16 protein-coding genes are annotated in these 19422 nt (G+C 49.9%); all 16 read right to left on the bottom strand.

The features are described 5' to 3' along the window. The 16 genes from lptC to lpxD all read right to left on the bottom strand — a co-directional run bounded on the left by lptC (position 1) and on the right by lpxD (position 19419). Positions 1-2160 (bottom strand): LPS export ABC transporter periplasmic protein LptC, encoded by a 2160-nt coding sequence (lptC, locus tag ACQY33_RS04265; protein WP_428074273.1) that lies wholly within the window; start codon positions 2158-2160, stop codon positions 1-3. Then, positions 2157-3122 (bottom strand): ROK family protein, encoded by a 966-nt coding sequence (locus ACQY33_RS04260; RefSeq protein WP_428074271.1) that lies wholly within the window; start codon positions 3120-3122, stop codon positions 2157-2159. Before ACQY33_RS04260 ends, lptC begins: the two co-directional genes overlap by 4 nt. 4 nt (positions 3123-3126) lie before the next feature. Beyond that, a complete protein-coding gene (xerA, locus tag ACQY33_RS04255) occupies positions 3127-4002 on the bottom strand; it encodes a site-specific tyrosine recombinase/integron integrase (RefSeq protein WP_428074269.1) in 876 nt (291 codons plus the stop codon). Positions 4003-4006: 4 nt separating this feature from the next. Beyond that, positions 4007-6286 carry a type I DNA topoisomerase gene (gene topA, locus ACQY33_RS04250; protein WP_428074267.1) on the bottom strand — a complete coding sequence of 760 codons (2280 nt, stop codon included), beginning with the start codon at positions 6284-6286 and terminating at the stop codon, positions 4007-4009. Positions 6287-6305: 19 nt separating this feature from the next. After that, entirely contained in the window at positions 6306-7439 is a 1134-nt protein-coding gene (gene dprA / locus ACQY33_RS04245; RefSeq protein WP_428074265.1) for a DNA-processing protein DprA, read from the bottom strand. Continuing rightward, positions 7439-8977 carry a YifB family Mg chelatase-like AAA ATPase gene (locus ACQY33_RS04240; RefSeq protein ID WP_428074263.1) on the bottom strand — a complete coding sequence of 513 codons (1539 nt, stop codon included), beginning with the start codon at positions 8975-8977 and terminating at the stop codon, positions 7439-7441. Before ACQY33_RS04240 ends, dprA begins: the two co-directional genes overlap by 1 nt. Further along, positions 8978-10087: a hypothetical protein gene (locus ACQY33_RS04235; RefSeq protein ID WP_428074261.1), complete on the bottom strand. Its 1110-nt coding sequence runs from the start codon at positions 10085-10087 to the stop codon at positions 8978-8980. Continuing rightward, positions 10087-10536: a hypothetical protein gene (locus ACQY33_RS04230; protein ID WP_428074259.1), complete on the bottom strand. Its 450-nt coding sequence runs from the start codon at positions 10534-10536 to the stop codon at positions 10087-10089. The genes ACQY33_RS04235 and ACQY33_RS04230 overlap by 1 nt, the downstream gene beginning before the upstream one ends. A gap of 3 nt (positions 10537-10539) precedes the next feature. Beyond that, positions 10540-13845 (bottom strand): DnaA ATPase domain-containing protein, encoded by a 3306-nt coding sequence (locus ACQY33_RS04225; protein WP_428074257.1) that lies wholly within the window; start codon positions 13843-13845, stop codon positions 10540-10542. Next, a complete protein-coding gene (gene deoC, locus ACQY33_RS04220) occupies positions 13842-14486 on the bottom strand; it encodes a deoxyribose-phosphate aldolase (protein WP_428074255.1) in 645 nt (214 codons plus the stop codon). Before deoC ends, ACQY33_RS04225 begins: the two co-directional genes overlap by 4 nt. Before the next feature lie 10 nt (positions 14487-14496). Beyond that, the gene (gene tpiA / locus ACQY33_RS04215) at positions 14497-15255 is read right to left on the bottom strand and encodes a triose-phosphate isomerase (RefSeq protein ID WP_428074253.1); all 759 of its coding nucleotides are present in this window, start codon (positions 15253-15255) and stop codon (positions 14497-14499) included. Positions 15256-15422: 167 nt separating this feature from the next. Continuing rightward, on the bottom strand, positions 15423-16247 hold the full coding sequence (locus tag ACQY33_RS04210; RefSeq protein ID WP_428074252.1) for an LpxI family protein: 825 nt from the start codon (positions 16245-16247) through the stop codon (positions 15423-15425). Then, entirely contained in the window at positions 16240-17040 is an 801-nt protein-coding gene (lpxA, locus tag ACQY33_RS04205; protein WP_428074250.1) for an acyl-ACP--UDP-N-acetylglucosamine O-acyltransferase, read from the bottom strand. The genes ACQY33_RS04210 and lpxA overlap by 8 nt, the downstream gene beginning before the upstream one ends. Beyond that, positions 17033-17521, bottom strand: a complete 489-nt coding sequence (gene fabZ, locus ACQY33_RS04200) for a 3-hydroxyacyl-ACP dehydratase FabZ (protein WP_428074248.1) — start codon at positions 17519-17521, stop codon at positions 17033-17035. Before fabZ ends, lpxA begins: the two co-directional genes overlap by 8 nt. After that, positions 17518-18342, bottom strand: coding sequence for a UDP-3-O-acyl-N-acetylglucosamine deacetylase (gene lpxC, locus ACQY33_RS04195; RefSeq protein WP_428074246.1), 825 nt, complete (start codon positions 18340-18342; stop codon positions 17518-17520). Before lpxC ends, fabZ begins: the two co-directional genes overlap by 4 nt. Positions 18343-18345: 3 nt before the next feature. Beyond that, positions 18346-19419 (bottom strand): UDP-3-O-(3-hydroxymyristoyl)glucosamine N-acyltransferase, encoded by a 1074-nt coding sequence (gene lpxD, locus ACQY33_RS04190; protein WP_428074244.1) that lies wholly within the window; start codon positions 19417-19419, stop codon positions 18346-18348. Positions 19420-19422 lie beyond the last annotated feature (3 nt).

The raw sequence follows: 19422 nt of genomic DNA, 5'->3' as shown, positions 1-19422 counted from the left end.
TTACATATCTCTTAAATCGTTGGCGCCGCGCCAAGGATACCAGTAGTTATCTTCCGGCAGGGCTTTTTGTTTGCGGGGGTCTCCTCCGCACAGGATATTAATGCGGAAGGCGAAAGAGAGGTTGTCATTGCGGTCCCGCACGGTAAATTCGGCCCTCGCGTCGTGAAATGTATAAGAGAAACGCAGCATTTTGTTAAAACCTATTAAACTGTCGTCTTTAATGCGGAAATCTATCCCCGCGTCCATAAGCCATTTGGTGCTATTGGGGCGAATTCCCAACGAAGTGGTAAATGTGTATTCGTCCGAATATGTGCGGTAACGGGAGTTAGGGTCCTGGTGATCGGCAAAATTATTGAAGCCGATGCCGAAAATCTGTCGTTTATAAATAAAGTCCATCTGTGTAATAAACGCTTGGTTCTTTTCTTCCAAATCATATAAGTCCTGCACAAAGAAGCGGAACGCCCCGCCGGGGGAGTTATAACCCGCTTCCAACAGTAAAGGTTCAATGCGGCTTTTTAGGTGGTCCCAGTTTACTTGTTGCAGCTGCCCGGTTTGCAGGTTTAGCTTAGTGTTGGAAAGGTTAAACCCGGTACCAAAACGAACGTACGTGTCAAACGTGGGGCGGTAATAATTGGTTAAATACAAAATATTTTCTTCAATGCCTTTATCTAAGGAGTCCTGGTCTGAAGTAAGCGTTCCGGTGGAAAGGCGTTTGGTAAAACGATATCCAAAGTCTGTCGTGCCCAGGAAGGTTTCCGTCTGTACGTTAAAATCCGTCCCTATGCGGCCCACCCAGGCGTCTTTATCTTGGTATTGCGGGTCCGCGAAAGTAATGGTTTGGTCATAAAACACGGCCGGGGTGATGGTTAATCCGCGGGCCAGGCGGAAAGCTCTTTCCCCGGTCCAGCGGGCGTTTCCGCTTTGGCGGAATTCTTCTTCCATATAGGAAGTGTTGCTGAAATTGGCTTCTATGCGGTTAGCCAACCCCAAAAAATTTACCGGGTGCATAATGTATTTTATTTCCGGTAATGTGCGGGTTTTGGCAATAAATTTATTTTGGTTGCGGTTGTAGATGTCTTGCTGGTCATAATTGACACGCAAGGTAGAGTGGCGCGTTTGGCGCGACACAGACAAGCTGGTTTGTTGGTCCGGCATAAAAATATACGGGTTGCCGCGGAAGAAAGAGTCGTTAAAATACGGGTCAGACACCATGCGAAACTGCGTCTGCAACTGGTATAAAGAGCCTGTTTCATTATTTAATTGGTCAGAAGAATCCGCAATTTCCCACCAATATCCGCCGCGCAGGCCCCAGCGGTTTATTTCCTCTTTACCTAGTTCAATGGGACTGGCTTTATCATGAATATAATAAAACTCTCCGCTGCCTTTTAAAGTAGGGGTGGTGATGGCTGTAATTTCCGTGCCGATACCCAGGCCGGATTTGGTGTAATAGTCTAAATTTAATTTGGGTCTAAATCCCAGCACGGGGTCAAAAACGGTGGAAGTCAAAATAGCAAACCCGACTTTGTTGCTTTGAGAAAAATCCACATGAGTGGCAAAGGGCTTTTCCGTTTTTAAAGAACGCCAAAAAACCGGCAAATACATTACCGGGAAACCGTCCAGCCGCATGACGGCGTTGGTGCCGAAAACGCGTTTCTTGGGAGATACGGTCAATTTCCCTACGGACAGGGTGTAGTGCGGGTCCGGATTGTCGCAGCAAGTCAGGGTGGCGTCCCGCAGGGTTTCTTTTCCGCCTACGGAAGATATTTCTTTGGCGCTGATAACCCGCAGCGGGGGATATTCCGTGGTAATATTTTCCGCCCAATAATCTTTGGTCGTATAATTGACGGACATGTTTTCCCCTTGCAGTGTGGCGCCGGAGGATTTTACCGTCATAGGCCCTACGGAAGAAATTTCCGTTCTGGCTTGGTCCAAGGTAATACTTTCACCCGTTACTACGCGGCGTTGTTTATCTTTTGTTTCCTGCACAATGGTTACGTTGCCTTCCAGGTTGACTGTTTTGGCAACAGGATCTACATTGGCGTTATCCGCGGTGAAATACACAAACCCGTCCTCCCCGGGAGGGGCGGGCAATTTCTTTTCTTGCGCGTAAGCCGCACAGGATAGTATGCAGGCAAACAAAAAAGCGATTATTCTTTTCATGGGTGCACTAAAGCCTGGTGGATCGCATACATCGCCGCGCCGATGCCTCCAATATTGGGGTTGGAGGAAGTAATCAATTTTAGTTTTTTAAACGGGGTTTGTATTTGTTGTTGTTCCAACACGCGTTTTAAGGAAGGCATAAAATATTCAGACGCGCCGGACACGCCTCCCGCCAGCACAATAGTATCCACGTCCAGCATCAGGCAGAAGTTGGCCAACCCGATGCCCAAATAAAAGCCGGTGTCTTCCCACACTTTTTTAGCGGCGGGGCAGCCTTTTTTGGCGGCGCGGGAAACCAGTTCTATTTTAAAATCTTTTTCCGCTTCCACCATTTTGGCCAGTTCGGATTCAGGCGCGTCCATTACCGCTTCCATAACCCGGCGTTTAATGCCAATGGTGCCCACGAACGCTTCCAGGCATCCCCTGGCTCCGCAGCCGCATAGCGGGCCGTTATGTACGTCCGCTATTTTGGTGTGGCCTATTTCTCCGGCGGTGCCGTTGGAACCTTGAAAGAGCTCCCTGTTTACAATCATTCCGCCGCCTACGCCCGTGCCCAAAGTAACTACCAGCACATTGGTTCCTTGGCGGTTCAATTCTTTTTCATATACGCCCCAGGCGGCTAGGGTGGCGTCATTGGCTACGGAGGGGGTGATGCCGGTTAAATCTTTAATAATACGGGCGATGGGCCAGTCGCTCACGTCTTTAAATTTTAAATTGGGGTTATAGCGCAAAATCCCTTTTTGGTTATCCACGTCTCCCGGCGCGCCGATTCCCACCGCTACTCTTTGGTCGGCAAATTCTTTTTGGATTTTGTTAATATAATCCGCTATTTGCTGCAGAAAAAATTTTGGTCCTTTGCTGTAATCCGTTTCCATTTTTTCTTGGCGGAAAATTTCCCCGTGTTCGTTCATCACAAACACTTTTACAAAGGTTCCTCCAATATCTACGCCGATACCAATCATAAAATCAGTTCTCCTTGTTTTTAGGGTGGGCGCTTTGGTATACGCTTTTTAATTTATCCAGTGACACATGTGTGTATACCTGCGTAGCCGCTAAGCTTTTATGCCCCAGCATTTCCTGCAGGCTGCGCAAATCGCACCCGTTATTTAAAAGATGCGTGGCAAATGAATGCCGCAAACTGTGCGGGGTAACCCGCCGGGCCAAATGGGCGCTGATGGCCGTATTTTTAAAAATATAGGCCAGCCCGTCCCCGGTAAGCGGGGTCCCGCGGTTGTTTAAAAAGAGCGCGTCCTCCGGCGCTGGGTTCACCCGGCAGGACAGATAATTTTTTAACGCTTTTAATGCTTCGTCCGTTACGGGCACCAGGCGTTCTTTGCTCCCTTTACCAAAAACTTTTACCAGCCCGTTAAAAAAGTCCACGTCTTTTATTTTAAGCCCGGTGATTTCGCTGCGTCTTAATCCGCTGGAATACATCAGCTCAAACAGCGCTTTATCGCGCGCGGCTAAATGACTGTTGGCGGCGGTGCCCAATAAACGTTCCACTTCTTCCTGGGTTAAAAACTTGGGCAACAGCTTCTGGCGTTTGGGTGCCGGCAACAATTTAAACGGGTTGCGCGCCAATTCCCCTTGGCGCATTAAGTATGCCGCAAAACTGCGCAAAGCCGCTATCTTACGAAGTACCGTGTTGCGGGCGTCTTCTTTGGGAAGCGACGCTAAAAAAGAACGGATAACGGCTGACGTAAAAAATTTTAAATCGTTCACCTTGCGTTTTTTTGTATAGTCCGTAAATTCACGCAAGTCAGCCCGGTAGCTTTTTACCGTATTGGGTGAAAAGTTTTTATTTTCCAAATGCAATAAAAACGCCTGTACCCATTTTTCCATATGTTTACTGGGCGGAGTTTTTCTTTTCGTGCTCCGCTTTTATTTTGGCTATTTCTTCATCGGAAATATTCACAATGGTTTTGCATTTCGGATACCCGGAACAGCCTAAAAAGTATCCGCGTTTAGAGCTTCTTAGCACCATGGGTTTTCCGCATTTTTCGCACAAAACGCTGGTGACAATGGGGCCGGTGGAAGCCACTTTATGCCCTTCGGCATCTATGGAATAGGTGTTTTTGCATTTAGGATAGGCCGAACACGCCATAAATTTACCCCGGCGCCCGGTGCGTATCACCATGGGGGCTCCGCATTTGTCGCACACTTCGTTGGTGGCTTCGGGCTGTACTTTTTGGCCCTCGCTGGTTAAATTGATTTTGCCTTTGCAGGCGGAGTCGCTGCATACCAAATACTGCCCAAAGCGGCTGTGCTTTAAAAGCATCATTTTGCCGCATATGGGGCATTTTTCATCGGTTTCTTTGGCGGCGGGACGCTGCATGCCCTTGTCTGCTTCGTCCAGCTCTTTTTTAAAGTTGTCGTAAAAACCGTTCAGCAGGCTTACCCATCCTTCGTTGCCTTCGGCCACTTTATCCAGCTGTTCTTCCACTCCGGCGGTGTAGGAAAGGTCCATAATTTCTTTAAAAAATCCTTTCAAGCTTTCCGTTACCGTAATGCCCAGTTCCGTAGCAATCAGTTTGTTGGATTTGGGCTGGCGGGCGATGTATTTGCGGTCTAAAATGGTTTTAATGGTAGGGGCATAGGTGGACGGGCGGCCAATACCGTGTTTTTCCAACGTTTTAATGAGGCTGGCTTCGTTATAGCACGGGGGCGGAGTGGTTTTGTGGTCTTTGCTGGCCAGTTCCACCAGGTTCAACCGGTCCCCTTCCGCCAGCACGGGAAGCAGGGCGGAACCCTCTTCTTTGTCGGAATCGTCCTCATCGTCTTTGTAAATGGACAAATACCCCGGAAATTTTACCGTTCTTCCCGTCGCGCGCAGCACGCATTGTTTTTCGTCCCCGCCGCCGGCAATGTCTATGGTTACGGTGTTGAATACGGCGTCGGCCATTTGGCTTGCCACAAAGCGAAGCCAAATCAGTTCATACAATTTATATTGGTCCGCCGTCAGATAGGGTTTCATAGCCTGCGGAGTCCGGTTTACGTCCGTGGGGTGAATGGCTTCGTGCGCTTCCTGCGCGCCCATCACTTTGCTTTTATATACGGGCGGCTTGGCGGGGACGAAGTCTTCCCCGTATTTGGCGGCAATAAATTTTTTGGTTTGTTCCTGCAACAGCTTGGACACGTTGAAAGAGTCCGTACGCATATAAGTAATCAACCCCACCGTTTGGCCGGAAATGGCAATACCTTCATACAAGCTTTGGGCGGTCATCATGGTTTTTTGGGAAGAGAACCCCAGCTTGTTGTAAGCGTCTTGCTGCATGGAGCTGGTGATAAAAGGCGGTTTGGGTTTTTGTTTAACGGCTTTCTTTTCCACCTTTAATACCGTGCTGGGCGCTTTGCGCAACAACGCGCTGACGGGGGCCAGCGTTTCGGGCTTATTAAATACGGTGGTTTTTACTTTGTAATCTTCGGCAAACAAATGATAGGTGGTGGTTTGTTCCACGTTTTTGCCTTCCCACTTTAAAACGCGGGCCCAGAATTGAGGGGCGGCGCCGGGTTTTTCAAACTGGGCGTTTAAAGTCCAATATTCCTGTTCTTTAAAATTGGCGATTTCTTTGGCGCGTTCCGCCAGCAGCCGCACGGCTACGGACTGCACCCTCCCGGCCGATAAGCCGGAGGTGATTTTTTTCCAAAGCAGGGGGGAAAGTTTATACCCTACAATGCGGTCCAAAATGCGGCGGGCTTGTTGAGCGTCTACCAAGTTTAAATCTATTTTACGCGCGTGGGAAAAGGATTCTTTAATGGCGGAAGGGGTAATTTCGTGAAAATAAATGCGCTGGTAGCGGTCCTGCGGAATTTTTAGCAGTTCCACCAAGTGCCAGGCAATGGCTTCCCCTTCGCGGTCAGGGTCGGTAGCCAGGTAAATTTCACTAGCGTTTTTGGCTAAAGGCTCCAGCTCTTTAATTAATTTTTTGGCGCGTTCCACCGCCACATAGGTGGGGGTAAAGTTATGGTCAATATCCACGCCGATGTCTTTGGAAGGCAAGTCCCGCACATGGCCAAAAGAGCTGCGCACAATAAAGTCGCTCCCGAGAATTTTGCTGATGGTTTTTTGCTTGGTGGGTGATTCTACGATAACCAGCTTTTTTCCTTTTACGTTTGTTGTTGCCATGGGGTCACATCCTTAATAATTAAAATTTGTTTCGGCTGTACAGGCCGTTGCGGCAGGCCAGTATGCCTTTTATTTCCAGTTCAAAAAGCAGGCCGGCCGCTTGGGGCACGTCTATTTGCAGGGCTTCCACCACTGCGTCCAGGCTGGCTTCCCCGGGGCCTATTATTTCCAGTACCTGCTTGGATAAATCGTCCAGCCCCGCTTCTTCCTCTTTAGCGATAAGGGGGGCTTTCAACGCGTGCGCGCTGATGCCAAAGCGCAGCGGCTCCGGTATATAGTCTATTATATCTTGCACGCAAGAAACAACCCCCGCCCCGTCCTTTATCAGCTGGTTGGGGCCGGCGGATTGGGGGCCGTCTATCGGCCCGGGTACGGCCAACACGTCTTTGCCCATTTCCAAGGCCAGCTTGGCGGTGATGAGCGCGCCGGATTTAATTTCCCCTTCCACCACGGTTACCACATGGGACAAAGCGGCAATAATACGGTTTCTGCGCGGAAAATGAAAAGCGCTGGGCGGGCTGTTTACCGGCAGTTCAGATACAATCGCCCCGCCATATTCCAAAATGGCTTTAGCCAGGGGGCGGTTTTCGGCCGGATAGCATCGCCCTACCCCGGTGCCAATGACGGCCACGGTGGGTTTTTTAAGCCGTACGGCGGCGGCATGGCAGGCGCTGTCCACCCCGCGGGCCAGCCCGCTGATGACGGTTACCCCGCATTGGGTGAGTTCTGTGGCCAGTTTGTCCGCCGCGCGCCGGCCATAGGGGGTAATTTTGCGCGTGCCCACCATACCCACGGCGGCCTGTTCGGCCGGGGGAAGTTTGCCCAATACATATAAAACAATCGGCGGTTCTTTAATGGATTTTAGCGCCTGGGGATATTCTTCGTCCTCCGGCAGGTAAATGTGCCCGCCCAGCTGGGAGGTGCGATCCCACTCTTGCTGCGGGTCTATGGAGAAGGCTTCTTTTAAAAAACGCTGGGCGGTGGCGGGGTTCATTTGCGCTTCTTGGGCCAGGGTTTTGGCGTCTTGGCGCAAAATTTCCTGCGCGGAGCCGAAAATGCGTATCAGCCGCTCCAGCCAATCCGCCCGAAAGTAGGGAAAAGCGTTCACTTGTATACGTGCCAGCCTTTCGGCGGCGGAAATGGTATTGTTCATTAAATGTCTGCCACTCCTTTCCGGTCCAGCGGGCGGTATTGCAGCACTTCTATAATATGCCGGGTTTCTATTTGGTCTTTTTGTTCCAAATCCGCAATGGTGCGTGCGGTTTTCAAAATTTTGTCCAGGCTGCGCGCGCTTAAACCCAGTTTGCGCATGGCGGCTTCCAGCACGGTGTCCGCCCCGGCGGGAAGCGGGCAAAATTGTTTAATTTCGGCCGGTGTCATAAACGCGTTGGCGGTGGTGGGTGAACCGGCAAAACGCTTTGCCTGGCGCTGCCGCGCGGCCAATACGCGCGCAAGGATGGAGGAGGAATGTTCCCCTTCGGTTTTTTGGTTCCAGTCCCCATAAGAAACGGGGTTTAAGTTAACGGTTAAATCGATACGGTCTAACAGAGGGCCGGATATGCGGGCGCGGTAGCGGTTGATTTGCGTGGGGGAACAGGTGCACGCTTTGTGCGGGTGTCCCAAATTGCCGCACGGGCAAGGGTTCATGGCCGCCAAAAGCGTAAAGCGCGCCGGGAAAGTAACGCTTTCTTTCGCGCGGGAAATGGTCACCACGCCGTTTTCCAAGGGTTCGCGCAATACTTCCAGGCTGGAGCGGGAAAACTCGGCAAATTCATCCAAAAACAGCACGCCGTTGTGCGCCAGGGATACTTCCCCCGGGCGCGGGTTGGTGCCGCCTCCGATAAGAGCCGCGTCTGAAATGGTGTGGTGCGGATCTCTAAACGGACGTTTGGTGATCAGGCGGCTTTTGCCCATTAAGTTGCAAATGGAATAAATTTTGGTAATTTCCAGCGCTTCCTGTTGGGTGAGCGGGGGGAGTATGCCCGGGAAACGCTTTGCCAGCATGCTTTTACCCGTTCCGGGCAAGCCAATCATCAGCACATTATGCCCGCCGGCGGCGGCTATTTCCAACGCGCGTTTGGCCAGCGGTTGGCCTTTTACTTCGCAAAAATCCAGCACGGGTTCTTCCGGCTCCGCCAGCGGGGGAATAAAGTTTATTTGCACCGCTTCTTGCGAAAGTTTTCCTTCCAAAAAATCGGCCAGTTCCCTTAATGTGTGCGGGGTAATAAACGGGACGGAGGATATATTCCCCTCTTGCACGTTTTGCGGGGGGATAACCGCCGTTTTACCGGCGTTTTTGGTGGAAATAAGCATAGGCAGAACCCCGGCGCAGGGGCGCAGGGCGCCGTCTAACGCCAGTTCCCCGGCAAAAAGATAGTTTGCTAACGTTTGGCTGGCGGCGGGGGAAAGCTGCTGGCTGGCGGCTAGAATGCCAACGGCTATGGGCAAGTCAAACTGGGTGCCGCTTTTGCGCTGTTCGGCCGGGCTTAGGTTTACGGTAATGCGTTTGAGCGGAAAGTCAAACCCGCTGTTGCGAAGCGCGGCTATCACGCGTTCTTTGCTTTCTTTTACCTCCGTGTCCGGCAGCCCAACGACGGACAAGGTGGGCATGCCTGGGGCAATGTCCACCTCTACCGATACTAAAAACCCGTCTATGCCTTTAATGGCGCAAGCGTTTACCTTAGAGAGCATTTAAATAAAGTTGAGTACAATTCCTTGCGGGGATACGCCCATGACCGTGAAATTCTGGTTGTATTTGCGCAGAATTTTTGCCACCAGTTCTTCCCCGGAAGAAATATTGGCGGAAATTTCAAAATACGCGGCGGAATTGCTGTACTTTACCAAATTGAAATCTTCAATTTCGCGCAGTTCTTTTAAAATGTCCTGCAGTTGGCGCAGGCGTTCAATATTGTTTACGTTTTCCACACGCAAATTGTATTTTAAGGCGGAATTGATAGACGCGTTAAGCGGCTCCAGCAGTTGCTTGGCGGCCGCTTCGCACGCGGCGGAGATGGATTTTTGCGCCGCGATGTCTTCCAGCGGGTCCAAGCCGCTTAACTGTTGGGAAGCTTCCGCCACCACTTCATAATTTTTGGTGGAAACGGCTTTCATGTTTACGCTGGCTCGGTATGTTTTGAACGGAGAGGTGAGCCCGGTAGCCAGCGTGGTTAAGGGTTTGGTTTCCACGTCCGCAATAATTAAAAAGCGGGCGCCGTCGCGGCGGGCTTTGTCTATGGTTTGATTGGGGCTTTCTAAATTATTTTGGCTTAAATTATCCCCGTTTACCAAGGCGAAGGGTTGTTCTTTCATGGCGCGGTATACGGCTTGTTTGCAGTCTTGCTTTAAAGATACTTCGTCTCCCACCGTTTCACGGGAGGCCACCAAAATGGTTGTTTTTTTGGCAAACGCGTCCGATTCGGACTGTTTGATCACGTCCCCAATGTCTTTTACCAGCACCATGGCTTTGATGCGGGTGTACCATTGGTCGTTTTTACGGTAGGCTTTTTGAGTGTGATAACGGCGGATAAACCCGGCGGATTTAGAAGTGATTTTGTCTTCCACCAGCTGGGCTTGGTCTACCGTGGCGGTGGAGGAGATAAACACGCCGGCTACTTTTTCAACCGCCTGTTTTTGGGCTTCCAGCTCGCCGTCTTTTTTCATTTGACGCAGATTGTTTTCGTCATACGGAACCAAAGATTCCGCAATAACGTATTCCCCTTCCCCTTTGGGGCCTATGCGTATGGAACCGCAGGCGGCCGTAAAAATGCTGAGGGCTAACAAAGAAATAATAAAATGTTTCATTAGTTGTTTTCCTTTAAGTTAATACCGGCTTCTCTGATGCGCTGGCGCGGCAGGCGCATGATAACGGCGCAGCCGTCATCGGCCAAATATTCGGTGGAAACCAGTTCCATCCCGTTTACCAAACCTTCCGCGGAGGAGTGAATGGTAGACCCGGAGGAAACCGCGTCTACCACTTGCACGTCTGCATCTAAATTGGCGCCGTACAATACTTCAATGGCGCGTTGGTAAGCGTGGGCGATGGCGGCCTCGCGGCTCATGATGCGGCGTTGGGATTCGGTTTTGTGGTCCGGGTTGGCGGCGCCAAAACCTCTGACCCATAAATACTCGCTGTCTACCAAAGTATCGTTAAATTCCGGCGCTATTTTGCCGTCTTTTACGGCGGATTTCATCCCGCTTGCGCAGGCGCATAAAGCCAGTGCCGCGGCGATACACAAACAAATGCGTTTCATGTTCTACCTCAATAATTCCGATATCAGTTTGACATATGTGCTGGGCAGTTTTACGTCTTCCATATTAATAATGCCGCAGCGGATTAACATAACCTCTAACATATGCGTTAAAATGTCATAGAAATTTTCCCGTACGGAAGGGTCGCACGTCTGTACGGAAGGACCTAATATAACCGCGCCTTTTAATTTTTTGTTGTCGCACAGGTTGGCGATTTTAAAGGCGGAGGAAATAATATTTTCCGTAGCGTATGAGGAGCGCACGGCAATTTCAAAGCTGCCCTCTACGCCCAGCTCTTTGGCCCGTTCGGATAATGCGTATACCATCCAATTCATCATTTGGGAATTATTATGCGGGTAGAAGAACCCTATTCTTCCCCATTCGCCTTTCCCAAACGGGGGAAGGGTGGTTATTTCATCTATCTCGCGTTTCCACACCATGCTGTCTTTGTCTTCACCTTTGGTGGCGAGGAGTTTCTCTAAAATCATGGCTTGGGAACGGTCCACATTGGGCAAGCCGGGGAAAATGACGTTTTCCAATACTTTGATGCGCCGTATGCTGCGCGATACGGTGCTAAGCGTCATATTCGGGGCGCCGAAGAAAGATTCTACTTGGTTATCCGTTAAATCCACCCCGTTGTCGGACAACATTTTTTTGACGATTTTAAAATGCGCCGGCCCCTGAGCGGTTTTGAGTTCGGATATCCAGCCGGAATCTAATTTAAAATTGATTAATTCCTCTAATTTAGCGAGGGATTCAGGCGGGTATTTGGAGGTAATGACAATTTGTTTTTGTTCCCGCAAAAACTTGTTAAGCAGTTTGGAAATATACACCCGGTTCTGTTCGTTGACGGCTACCAAATGGATATCGTCAATCAGCAATACTTGAACGGAATCCATGAATTTCTCAAACTTCTCAATATTCCCTTCCATTACATAGCGCTGGATCCCGCGGGAGAAACGCACCCCGTTGGTCATAAAAATATTTTCCTGGCCCATTTTTTGGCTCATGGCGTAGCCGATGGCGTTTAAGAAATGGGTTTTACCGGTGCCGGTCGGTCCGTACAAAACAAGCGGATTGTATAACTTACCGGGGGAATCAATAACGGAGATGGCGGTAGCGTGCGCAAAACGATTGACGGAAATGACCATATTCTCTAACGTAAACGTGGGCACCAGCGGAACTTCCAGCGGCCAGTTATGTTTTTTAAGTTCCGATAAAGGCAGTTCAATGGAATGGTCAATGGTTTTGGTTTTTTCTATTTTTGACCCGGAAGAATTCGGTCCCAAAGACATGCCCGGCTGCGGTTGTTGCGCGGGAGCCGTTTGAGGCTGGGCCGGAATACGCGGTTGCTGTTCAGCGGGGCGCTGGGGCGCCGGCTGGGCCGGAATACGCGGTTGCGCCGGTGCTTGCGGCGCCTGCGGCTGCGGAGCCGTTATTTTACGCCGAATGCGAAAAGTTGTTTTTTCTTCGTTATTTTCTTCCATATGTTGTTCCGCCTTTTTATCGTTTTGTAAATTTTTAGTCGGGGTTTCCTTCGCCGGGGCTTTTTTCAGCCGGATACGGAAAGTCTGCTTGGGAGAAACTGGAATTTGCTGTAAATTCTCTTGTTTCTCCGGTTGTTTAGCAGTTTTTTGCTCAGGCAAAGGAGCCGCTTTTTCTTGTTTAATTTCCTTAGGAGCGGGCGCGGGCGCCTGTGTTTGTTTAGGCGCGGGTTGCGCCGGCTTTTCCTGTGCCTCGGCAGGAGGGGTCGTGCCGCTTAGCGTTTGTTGGAACGTGCGGCGCAAAACCTCCGTATTCATGGTGGTTTCCAAATTAAAAGTTTTGTCTAAAGAATCTATTTTTTCCCGTATGGTAATTTCCGGCAGATCCCCTTCCGGCTGAGCGCTTTGGGGGGGACGCGGGTGTTGGGTGGCATTAAAATGGCGCACCGTAGCGCCCGGAACGGGAGGAACGGTATTTAATAGTTCCACCTCATCCGGCAGTTGTTTCCCCCCAGGTTGGTCTTGAAAACCCTGTTCGGGCACGTTCTGTACTTGGTTGAACGAAACAGACTGCATAGAAGTATCTTCCCGGCGGTTTAATTTTAAAGTGTTTCCCGTTTGGGTTTGCGGTGCGGCCGGAGGAACATTGGAAACAGTGGGAATTTCTTGCGGAATTTGAATAGTCCCTTCTCCTTCCTGTGCAACCCGGCCGTGCAACTTAAGGGAATCGTTGTCTGGGGCGTCGGGCGGAAGACTGTCTTCCGGTTTTACTTCTTTGGGTGTTTTGGACTGATCCACATTATGAGATGAAATCTGCGTAAGGGAAATTTCCTGTTTTTTGCGCGGTATGCGTTCCAATTCAGAAATATCATTAACGTCCATGAAATTGGTTTCTTCTCTTAGTTTTTGTTCAAAAACATTAAAGGTTTCTTCCAGGCTGTCTTTCCCGTCGGCCAGATTGTCTATTCTTTGTTCTCTGAGCTGGGCGGCCTGCTGATTGGCTTGCGGGTCGTTCACGTCCAAGAACATATCATATTTTGTTCTGGCTTCAAAAATATCTTCCAGCGGCATTTGGTCAAGCAACGTCCCTTCCATGTCTTTAATTAACATGTCTTTGTCGTTAATGGGATTTCCGGTTTGCGTTTCTTCTTGCAAAGCTTCTTGCGACGGCGCTTCTTCGCGAAGGAGTTCTTCTTGCTCCGCGGGGGCGGCCGGTTGCGGAGGTTGCGGCGCTGAAGCGGCGGGCCAAGGCTCCGCCGATTCCGGCGAAGTGGGAAATTTTTCTTCTTGCGTTTGTTCTTGCCGGGGCGCAGAAGGAACTGGCGGTTGGGGCGTATCCTTAACAGATACATCCGGCGTTTGCAGCGTTTGTTGTTCCAATTTTAAATCAGCCGCGTTTTCTAAATTAATAGAGCGGCGTTCTTTGTTTTCTTTCCCGTCGGACTGGCTGTCCTGCGGTTGGAAAAAGCTGGCAGAGGGATCTAAGGTTAAAAATGTAGGAAAATCTTTGTCTTCTTTGGTAACCTCTTGGTTAAAGAGAGGTTCCCCCAATACGCCGCCCGGAACAAACTGGTTTACTTTATTGGTTTGGGCAACGCCTTCCGCCACAGCCGTGCGAATTTTATCCAACATGCCCTCGTCCATATCAGACGGCAAATCAAACTGATACACAAACGGGGCCACGGCCGGAACCGGAGGCTGCGCGTATCCTTCCAGCTTTTTTGCTATAAGCCGGGCGTCATGCTCTGTTCCGTCAGTTACCAGGCTGTAAAGCAAACTCTTGGTCTGCGGATCAATATGAGAGATAATATCCCAGTTATTAATCATTTGCCCTCAATAATTTTAATGCCGCTGCTAGCGCCCAAACGGGAGGCTCCCGCTGCCAGCATAGCCGCCGCATCCGCGCGCGTACGCACGCCGCCGGAGGCTTTTACCTGCATGGCGGCGGGGATAGACTTCTTCATTAAAGCAACGTCTTTTACGGTGGCTCCCCCGCTGGAGAAACCGGTGGAGGTTTTTACAAAATCGGCCCCTGCTTCAGCCGCCAGCTGGCAGGCTTTTACTTTTTCCTCGTCTGTTAACTCGGACGTTTCAATAATTACTTTTAGAATAAAGCCGTCCCCCAAGCCGCGGATTTGGCGTATGTCTTGGGAGACGGTTTGATAATCTTTGCCTTTCAGGGCGCCGATGTTGATGACCATGTCCAGTTCGTCGGCGCCGTTTTCCAACGCGTTTTTAGCTTCAAAAACTTTGGCCTGCGTAGTATTGGCCCCTAAGGGAAAACCAATCACCGTGCAGGTTTTTACATCGCTGTCTTTTAACAAAGCGTGCGCCGCGCTAACCCAGCAGGGGTTCACGCAAACGCTGTAAAAACCGTATTCCAACGCTTCCCGGCAAAGTTTTTCTATATCCGCCAGGGAAGCCGTGGGTTTTAACAGGGTGTGGTCTATCACTTTGGCCAAGTTCATAAAGCCTCTTTTAGTTAAAGTTAATAATGCGGCGGAATTTTTCCGCAATTAAAGACTGGCCGCCCACCAAAGCGCCGTCCACGTCTTCTTTTGCCATAATTTCGTCCACATTGGAATCTTTTACGCTGCCGCCGTATAAAATGCGGGTGGCTTGGGCAAAAGCGTCGGAGTATTTACCGGATAAATATTTGCGGATAGCGGCGTGTACTTCCTGCGCTTGTTCCGGCGTGGCGGTTTTGCCGGTACCGATAGCCCATACCGGTTCATAAGCGATAATTAAACCTTTCAAATCCGCTTCGCTGAAACCTTTCAAGCCGCCTTCCAGCTGGCTTTCAATTACGCTAAGGGTTTTGTTGGCTTCGCGTTCTTCCAAGGTTTCGCCCACGCAGAAGATAACGGTTAAGCCGTGGCGCAAAGCGGCGGCTACTTTTTTGTTTAAGATTTCATCGGTATCGCCAAATACGCTGCGGCGTTCGCTGTGGCCGATAATGGTGTGGGTGGCGCCGGCATCTTTAGCCTGCACGGGGGAAACTGCGCTGGTAAAAGCGCCTTTGTCTTCCCAGTGTACGTCTTGGGCGGCTACTTGAATAGCCGTGCCTTTGCACAATTCGGCCACTTTAGCCAAAGAAGTGTAAGACGGGGCCACAATTACTTCTGCGTTTTGTTTATTTTCAAAATTTTTGGTTAAGCCTTCAATCAGCGCGGCGGATTCCGCCAGCGTGTTATGCATTTTCCAATTTCCGGCGATGATAGGTGTTCTTTTAGTCATGTTTTTCCCTCTTAAATAAAATACGGCAAAATATCCTCCCGCAAAAGGGGGGAAGTATCCTATTAAATACTATCAAATAAGGGGCTTTTTGAAAAGCCTGTAAAAAAGTTTAAAAACCATAAAAAACCCGGCATATAAGCCGGGTTGGATAAGAGAAAATTTATTTCTTAAATAGCGGCCACTGTAATGCCGTATTTATCCGCCAGGCGTATTACGTCTTCTAAGTCTAAAACCAAGGTTTTCCCGGCCTCAAAAGCCAGCATCTTAAAACCGGCTTTTTTCAGGCTTTCCACCGTGCCTTTGCCGATGACGGGCAAGTCAAAGCGTTCATCTTGCTGGGGGCGGGCCACTTTCACCACGGCCACGGCGGATTCTTTATCGGCGGATTTTTTATATAATTCCCCCGCGCGCAGAATACATTTATCCGTTCCTTCCATCCCTTCCACCGCAATAGTGGCGTTTTGGCTTACCACGCAGGTGAGCCCAATATCCAGCCCGGCCACGGTTTTGGCTATTTTAAACCCAAAAGAGGCCGCTTGCGTTTCCTGCGGGGTGGGAGGGCGTTTGGTCAAAACCCCTTTGCCCGGCATGAAATCTTCCAAAAACAAGGCGGAATTGGTAAATTCTATGCCTTCTTTTTTAAACTCGTCTATTACGCGGGATAATAAATACTGGGTGCCCATATTTTTTAGGGAAGCCAAAAATTTGGCGCCCCGCAAATCCGGCATTAAATTGGCAAATATAGAGGTATGTTGTACTCTTCCCGCCATTAAGATTTTTTTAACGCCGTGGGATTTAAAAAATTCCAGTCCGGCGCCCAACTGCCCCAGCCTAAGCGGACGAAAAACGCCGGTAATATGTTTGAAGTCCTCTTCACGGGCGTTGCCTTTAATGCCGGCAATAACCACCTCATAGCCTTTTTGTGCGGCTTTTTGGGCTATGTAGAGGGGCATTTTTCCTTCACCCGCGATGATTCCTATTTTCTCAGTCATTATCAGCTTCGTTCACTTTGCGTTTGGCCAGGGCCACCCCGCGGGAAGAGGCGCGGCAAAAATCAATCATATGCTGCACTTCTTTGCAAGGGTGCTCGGCCTCCAGTTCGGCCATGGCTTCTTCCAGACGTTTGGTTCCGCGGAACAAGGTTTTAAAAGCGCGGCGGATTTCCATAATGGTCTCGCGCGAAAGGCCGGCGCGGCGCATGCCTACAATATTGAGGCCCACCAGGCGGGCGCGTTCCCCTTGGGCGATGCAGTAGGGGGGAATATCCAGCGGCAGCATGGCTCCGCCGGAAAGCATAGCCATAGTACCCACGCGTACAAATTGGTGTATGCCCACCATGCCCGACATTACCACCCGGTCTTCCACAATAACATGTCCGGCGATGCCGGTACTGTTGGCAACAATAATATTATTGCCTAAATGGCAGTCATGCGCTACATGGGAGTTTGCCATCAGCAGGCAGTTGTTGCCGATAGAGGTGGGAACGTCCAGCTTAGTGGAGCGGTGAATGGTGACGCATTCGCGTATTTGGTTGCCGTTGCCCATTACGACGCGGGTGTCTTCCCCGTTATAAGATAAATCTTGCGGCATAACGCCGATAAACGCGCTGGCGATAATGCGGTTTTTATCACCCATAGTAGTGTTTTCTATAACGCAGTGGGGGCCGATGATGTTATCTTTTCCGATGATGACATTGGGCCCAATTACGGTAAAAGGGCCTATTTGGGTGGAGCGGTCTATTTGGGCCGAAGGATCTATAACAGCGGTGGGATGTATATTAGGCATGAAGGTTTTCTCCTAAAATAAAAGTCAAACAGGCTTGCGTGCAAAGTTTGCCTTTTACGTAAGCCTCGGCATAAATTTTGGAAATCTTTCCAAGACGTAAAATTTCTATGGGCATTTCCAGCGTGTCCCCGGGCACAACCATACCGCGGAATTTGGCGCTGTCTATACTTAAAAACAGGGGGATTCCCCCTTCTTTGGAAATTTGGCTCATAATGGCTCCGCCAAACGCTTGGGAAATAGTTTCCACTATCAGCACGCCCGGCATAACGGGCTTCTGCGGAAAGTGCCCTTTAAAATAGTACTCATCCGCCCGGACGTGTTTTATTCCTAAGTATTTCTTTTTTTCTTCCAGTACGCGCACCTCGTCCACCAATAAAAACGGGTCTCGGTGGGGAATACTGGCTTCAATGTCTGCTTTGTTTAATGTTTTAATAACAGGCAATTCTAAAAAATGTTTAAGCGTATCACGTCTTTCGCTCATTTGTCCTCCGAGTTTTCTAGTAACAGTTTAGCAAAAATTACATTGTGTTTGTGCCCCCCGCAGGAGCAAACAATTTTTAAAGGCGGCAAATTTTGGGCGGTAAGACTCAAGTCTCCCACCAGGTCTAAAATTTTATGGCGCACCAGTTCGTCCGGAAAGCGCAGTTCGTTTAAAAATTTGTCTTTGCCCACCACTACGGCGTTTTCCAAAGAACCGCCTTTGGCTAAGCCGTGTTTTTTTAAGAACTCCAGTTCTTCCTCAAACCCAAATGTGCGGGCAGGGGCGATTTGATTTAGGTAATTTTCCGGGGTAAGCTCCAAGGTGTACGTTTGGCGGCCCACCAACGGATGGTTGTGAATGTACTCAAAACTCAACGTCAGTTTATCCGCCGGCTCCGCCGAGTAGGAAATATTGCCGCTGGAGTAGGTGATTTTGCGGTTAATTTTCAGGGTAGGGCGGTTATTCTCCAGTTCCTTTATGCCGGCTTCTTGCACGGCTTTGGCAAACAATAAAGAGGAGCCGTCCATAATAGGCGGTTCGGGGCCGTCCATTTCCACCAATACGTCCGTTATGCCTAAAGCGTTAAGGGCGGAAAGTACATGTTCCACCGTCCATACTTCGGCCGTAGCGTTTTTTAAATTGGTGCCGCGCAGGGTGGAGCTGACGTTTGCCGCCAGCGCCGCTATGGGCTCTGCGCCGGGAATATCGGTGCGCAAAAACGAAATGCCGTTTTCCGCCGGGTTAAACGTCATGGTGGACGGCACGCCCGTATGCAGCCCAACGCCGCTTACGGATACGGATTTTTGAAGTGTTTTTCTCATAAATTATTTGCCTGCCAATTTTTTAATTTTACCCAAGAGAGAAAGTTTCTTGGTTTGGGATAATTGCTTTTTAAATTCTTTTATCTCTTTATACATTTCCGGCAGTTTACGCAAAATAGCCAACTGGCGGAAGGCTTCTTTCTGCGGCATGGCCGGATAACCAAAATAGGTCTGCCCGGCGGGGATGCTGTTCATCACGCCGGATTGGGCGCCTACTTGGGCGCGGTCCCCTATTTTCATGTGTCCGGCCAAACCCACTTGGCCGGCTAACACCACCCCGTTGCCGATGTCCGTTGTGCCGGCGACGCCTACCTGGGCGCACATGATGCTGCTCATACCTACTTTTACGTTATGGCCCACTTGCACTAAGTTGTCAATTTTGGTGTTGGCGCCGATTACCGTGCTGGAAATTTTGGCGCGGTCTATACAGGTGTTGGATTGGATTTCCACATCGCTTTCAATAATGACATTGCCGATTTGCGGTATTTTTTGGTGCCGCCCTTCGTGGAAAGAGAAGCCGAACCCATCGGACCCTATTTTGGCTCCCGCCTGTAAAATAACAAAATCTTTTAAAACGCAGTCTTCCCGTATGACCACTTGGGGGTAGATTAAGCAGTTTTTGCCTATTTTTACGTTTTTGCCTATATAGCATTGCGGATAAATAACGGTGTTTTCCCCGATTACGGCATCTTCCTCCACCACGCTGTACGCCCCAATGCTTACGTTGGCGCCGATGTTAGCCGTGGGGCTTACCACGGCCGTGGGGTGAATGCCGGGCGTATATTTTACGCGCAGGGAATCCACATATTTTAACAGCAGGATGAAGGCCCATTCCGGGTTTTTGGCGTACAAGATGTTGCCTTTAAAAGGCAAGTCCTGCCCTTTGGCTTCCAGCGGCAAAATCACGCAGCCCGCTTTTAAGTTTTGCAACACTTCCGGCTTTTCTAAATTTGTTAAATAACAAATACCGTCTTCTGTCGGTTCGTCCAAGGCGCATAATTGGCGCAGAACAAAATTTTCATCTCCCGCGGTTTCACACTGGGCAATGCGGGCGGCTTCTTTTAAAGTGATGTCCATAAT

The sequence above is a fragment of the Candidatus Avelusimicrobium aviculae genome (genome assembly GCF_949292495.1).
GTDB classification, from domain to species: domain Bacteria; phylum Elusimicrobiota; class Elusimicrobia; order Elusimicrobiales; family Elusimicrobiaceae; genus Avelusimicrobium; species Avelusimicrobium aviculae.
The sequence above is the reverse complement of the archived record's forward strand: the minus strand, read 5'-3'. Positions and strand labels throughout refer to the sequence as shown.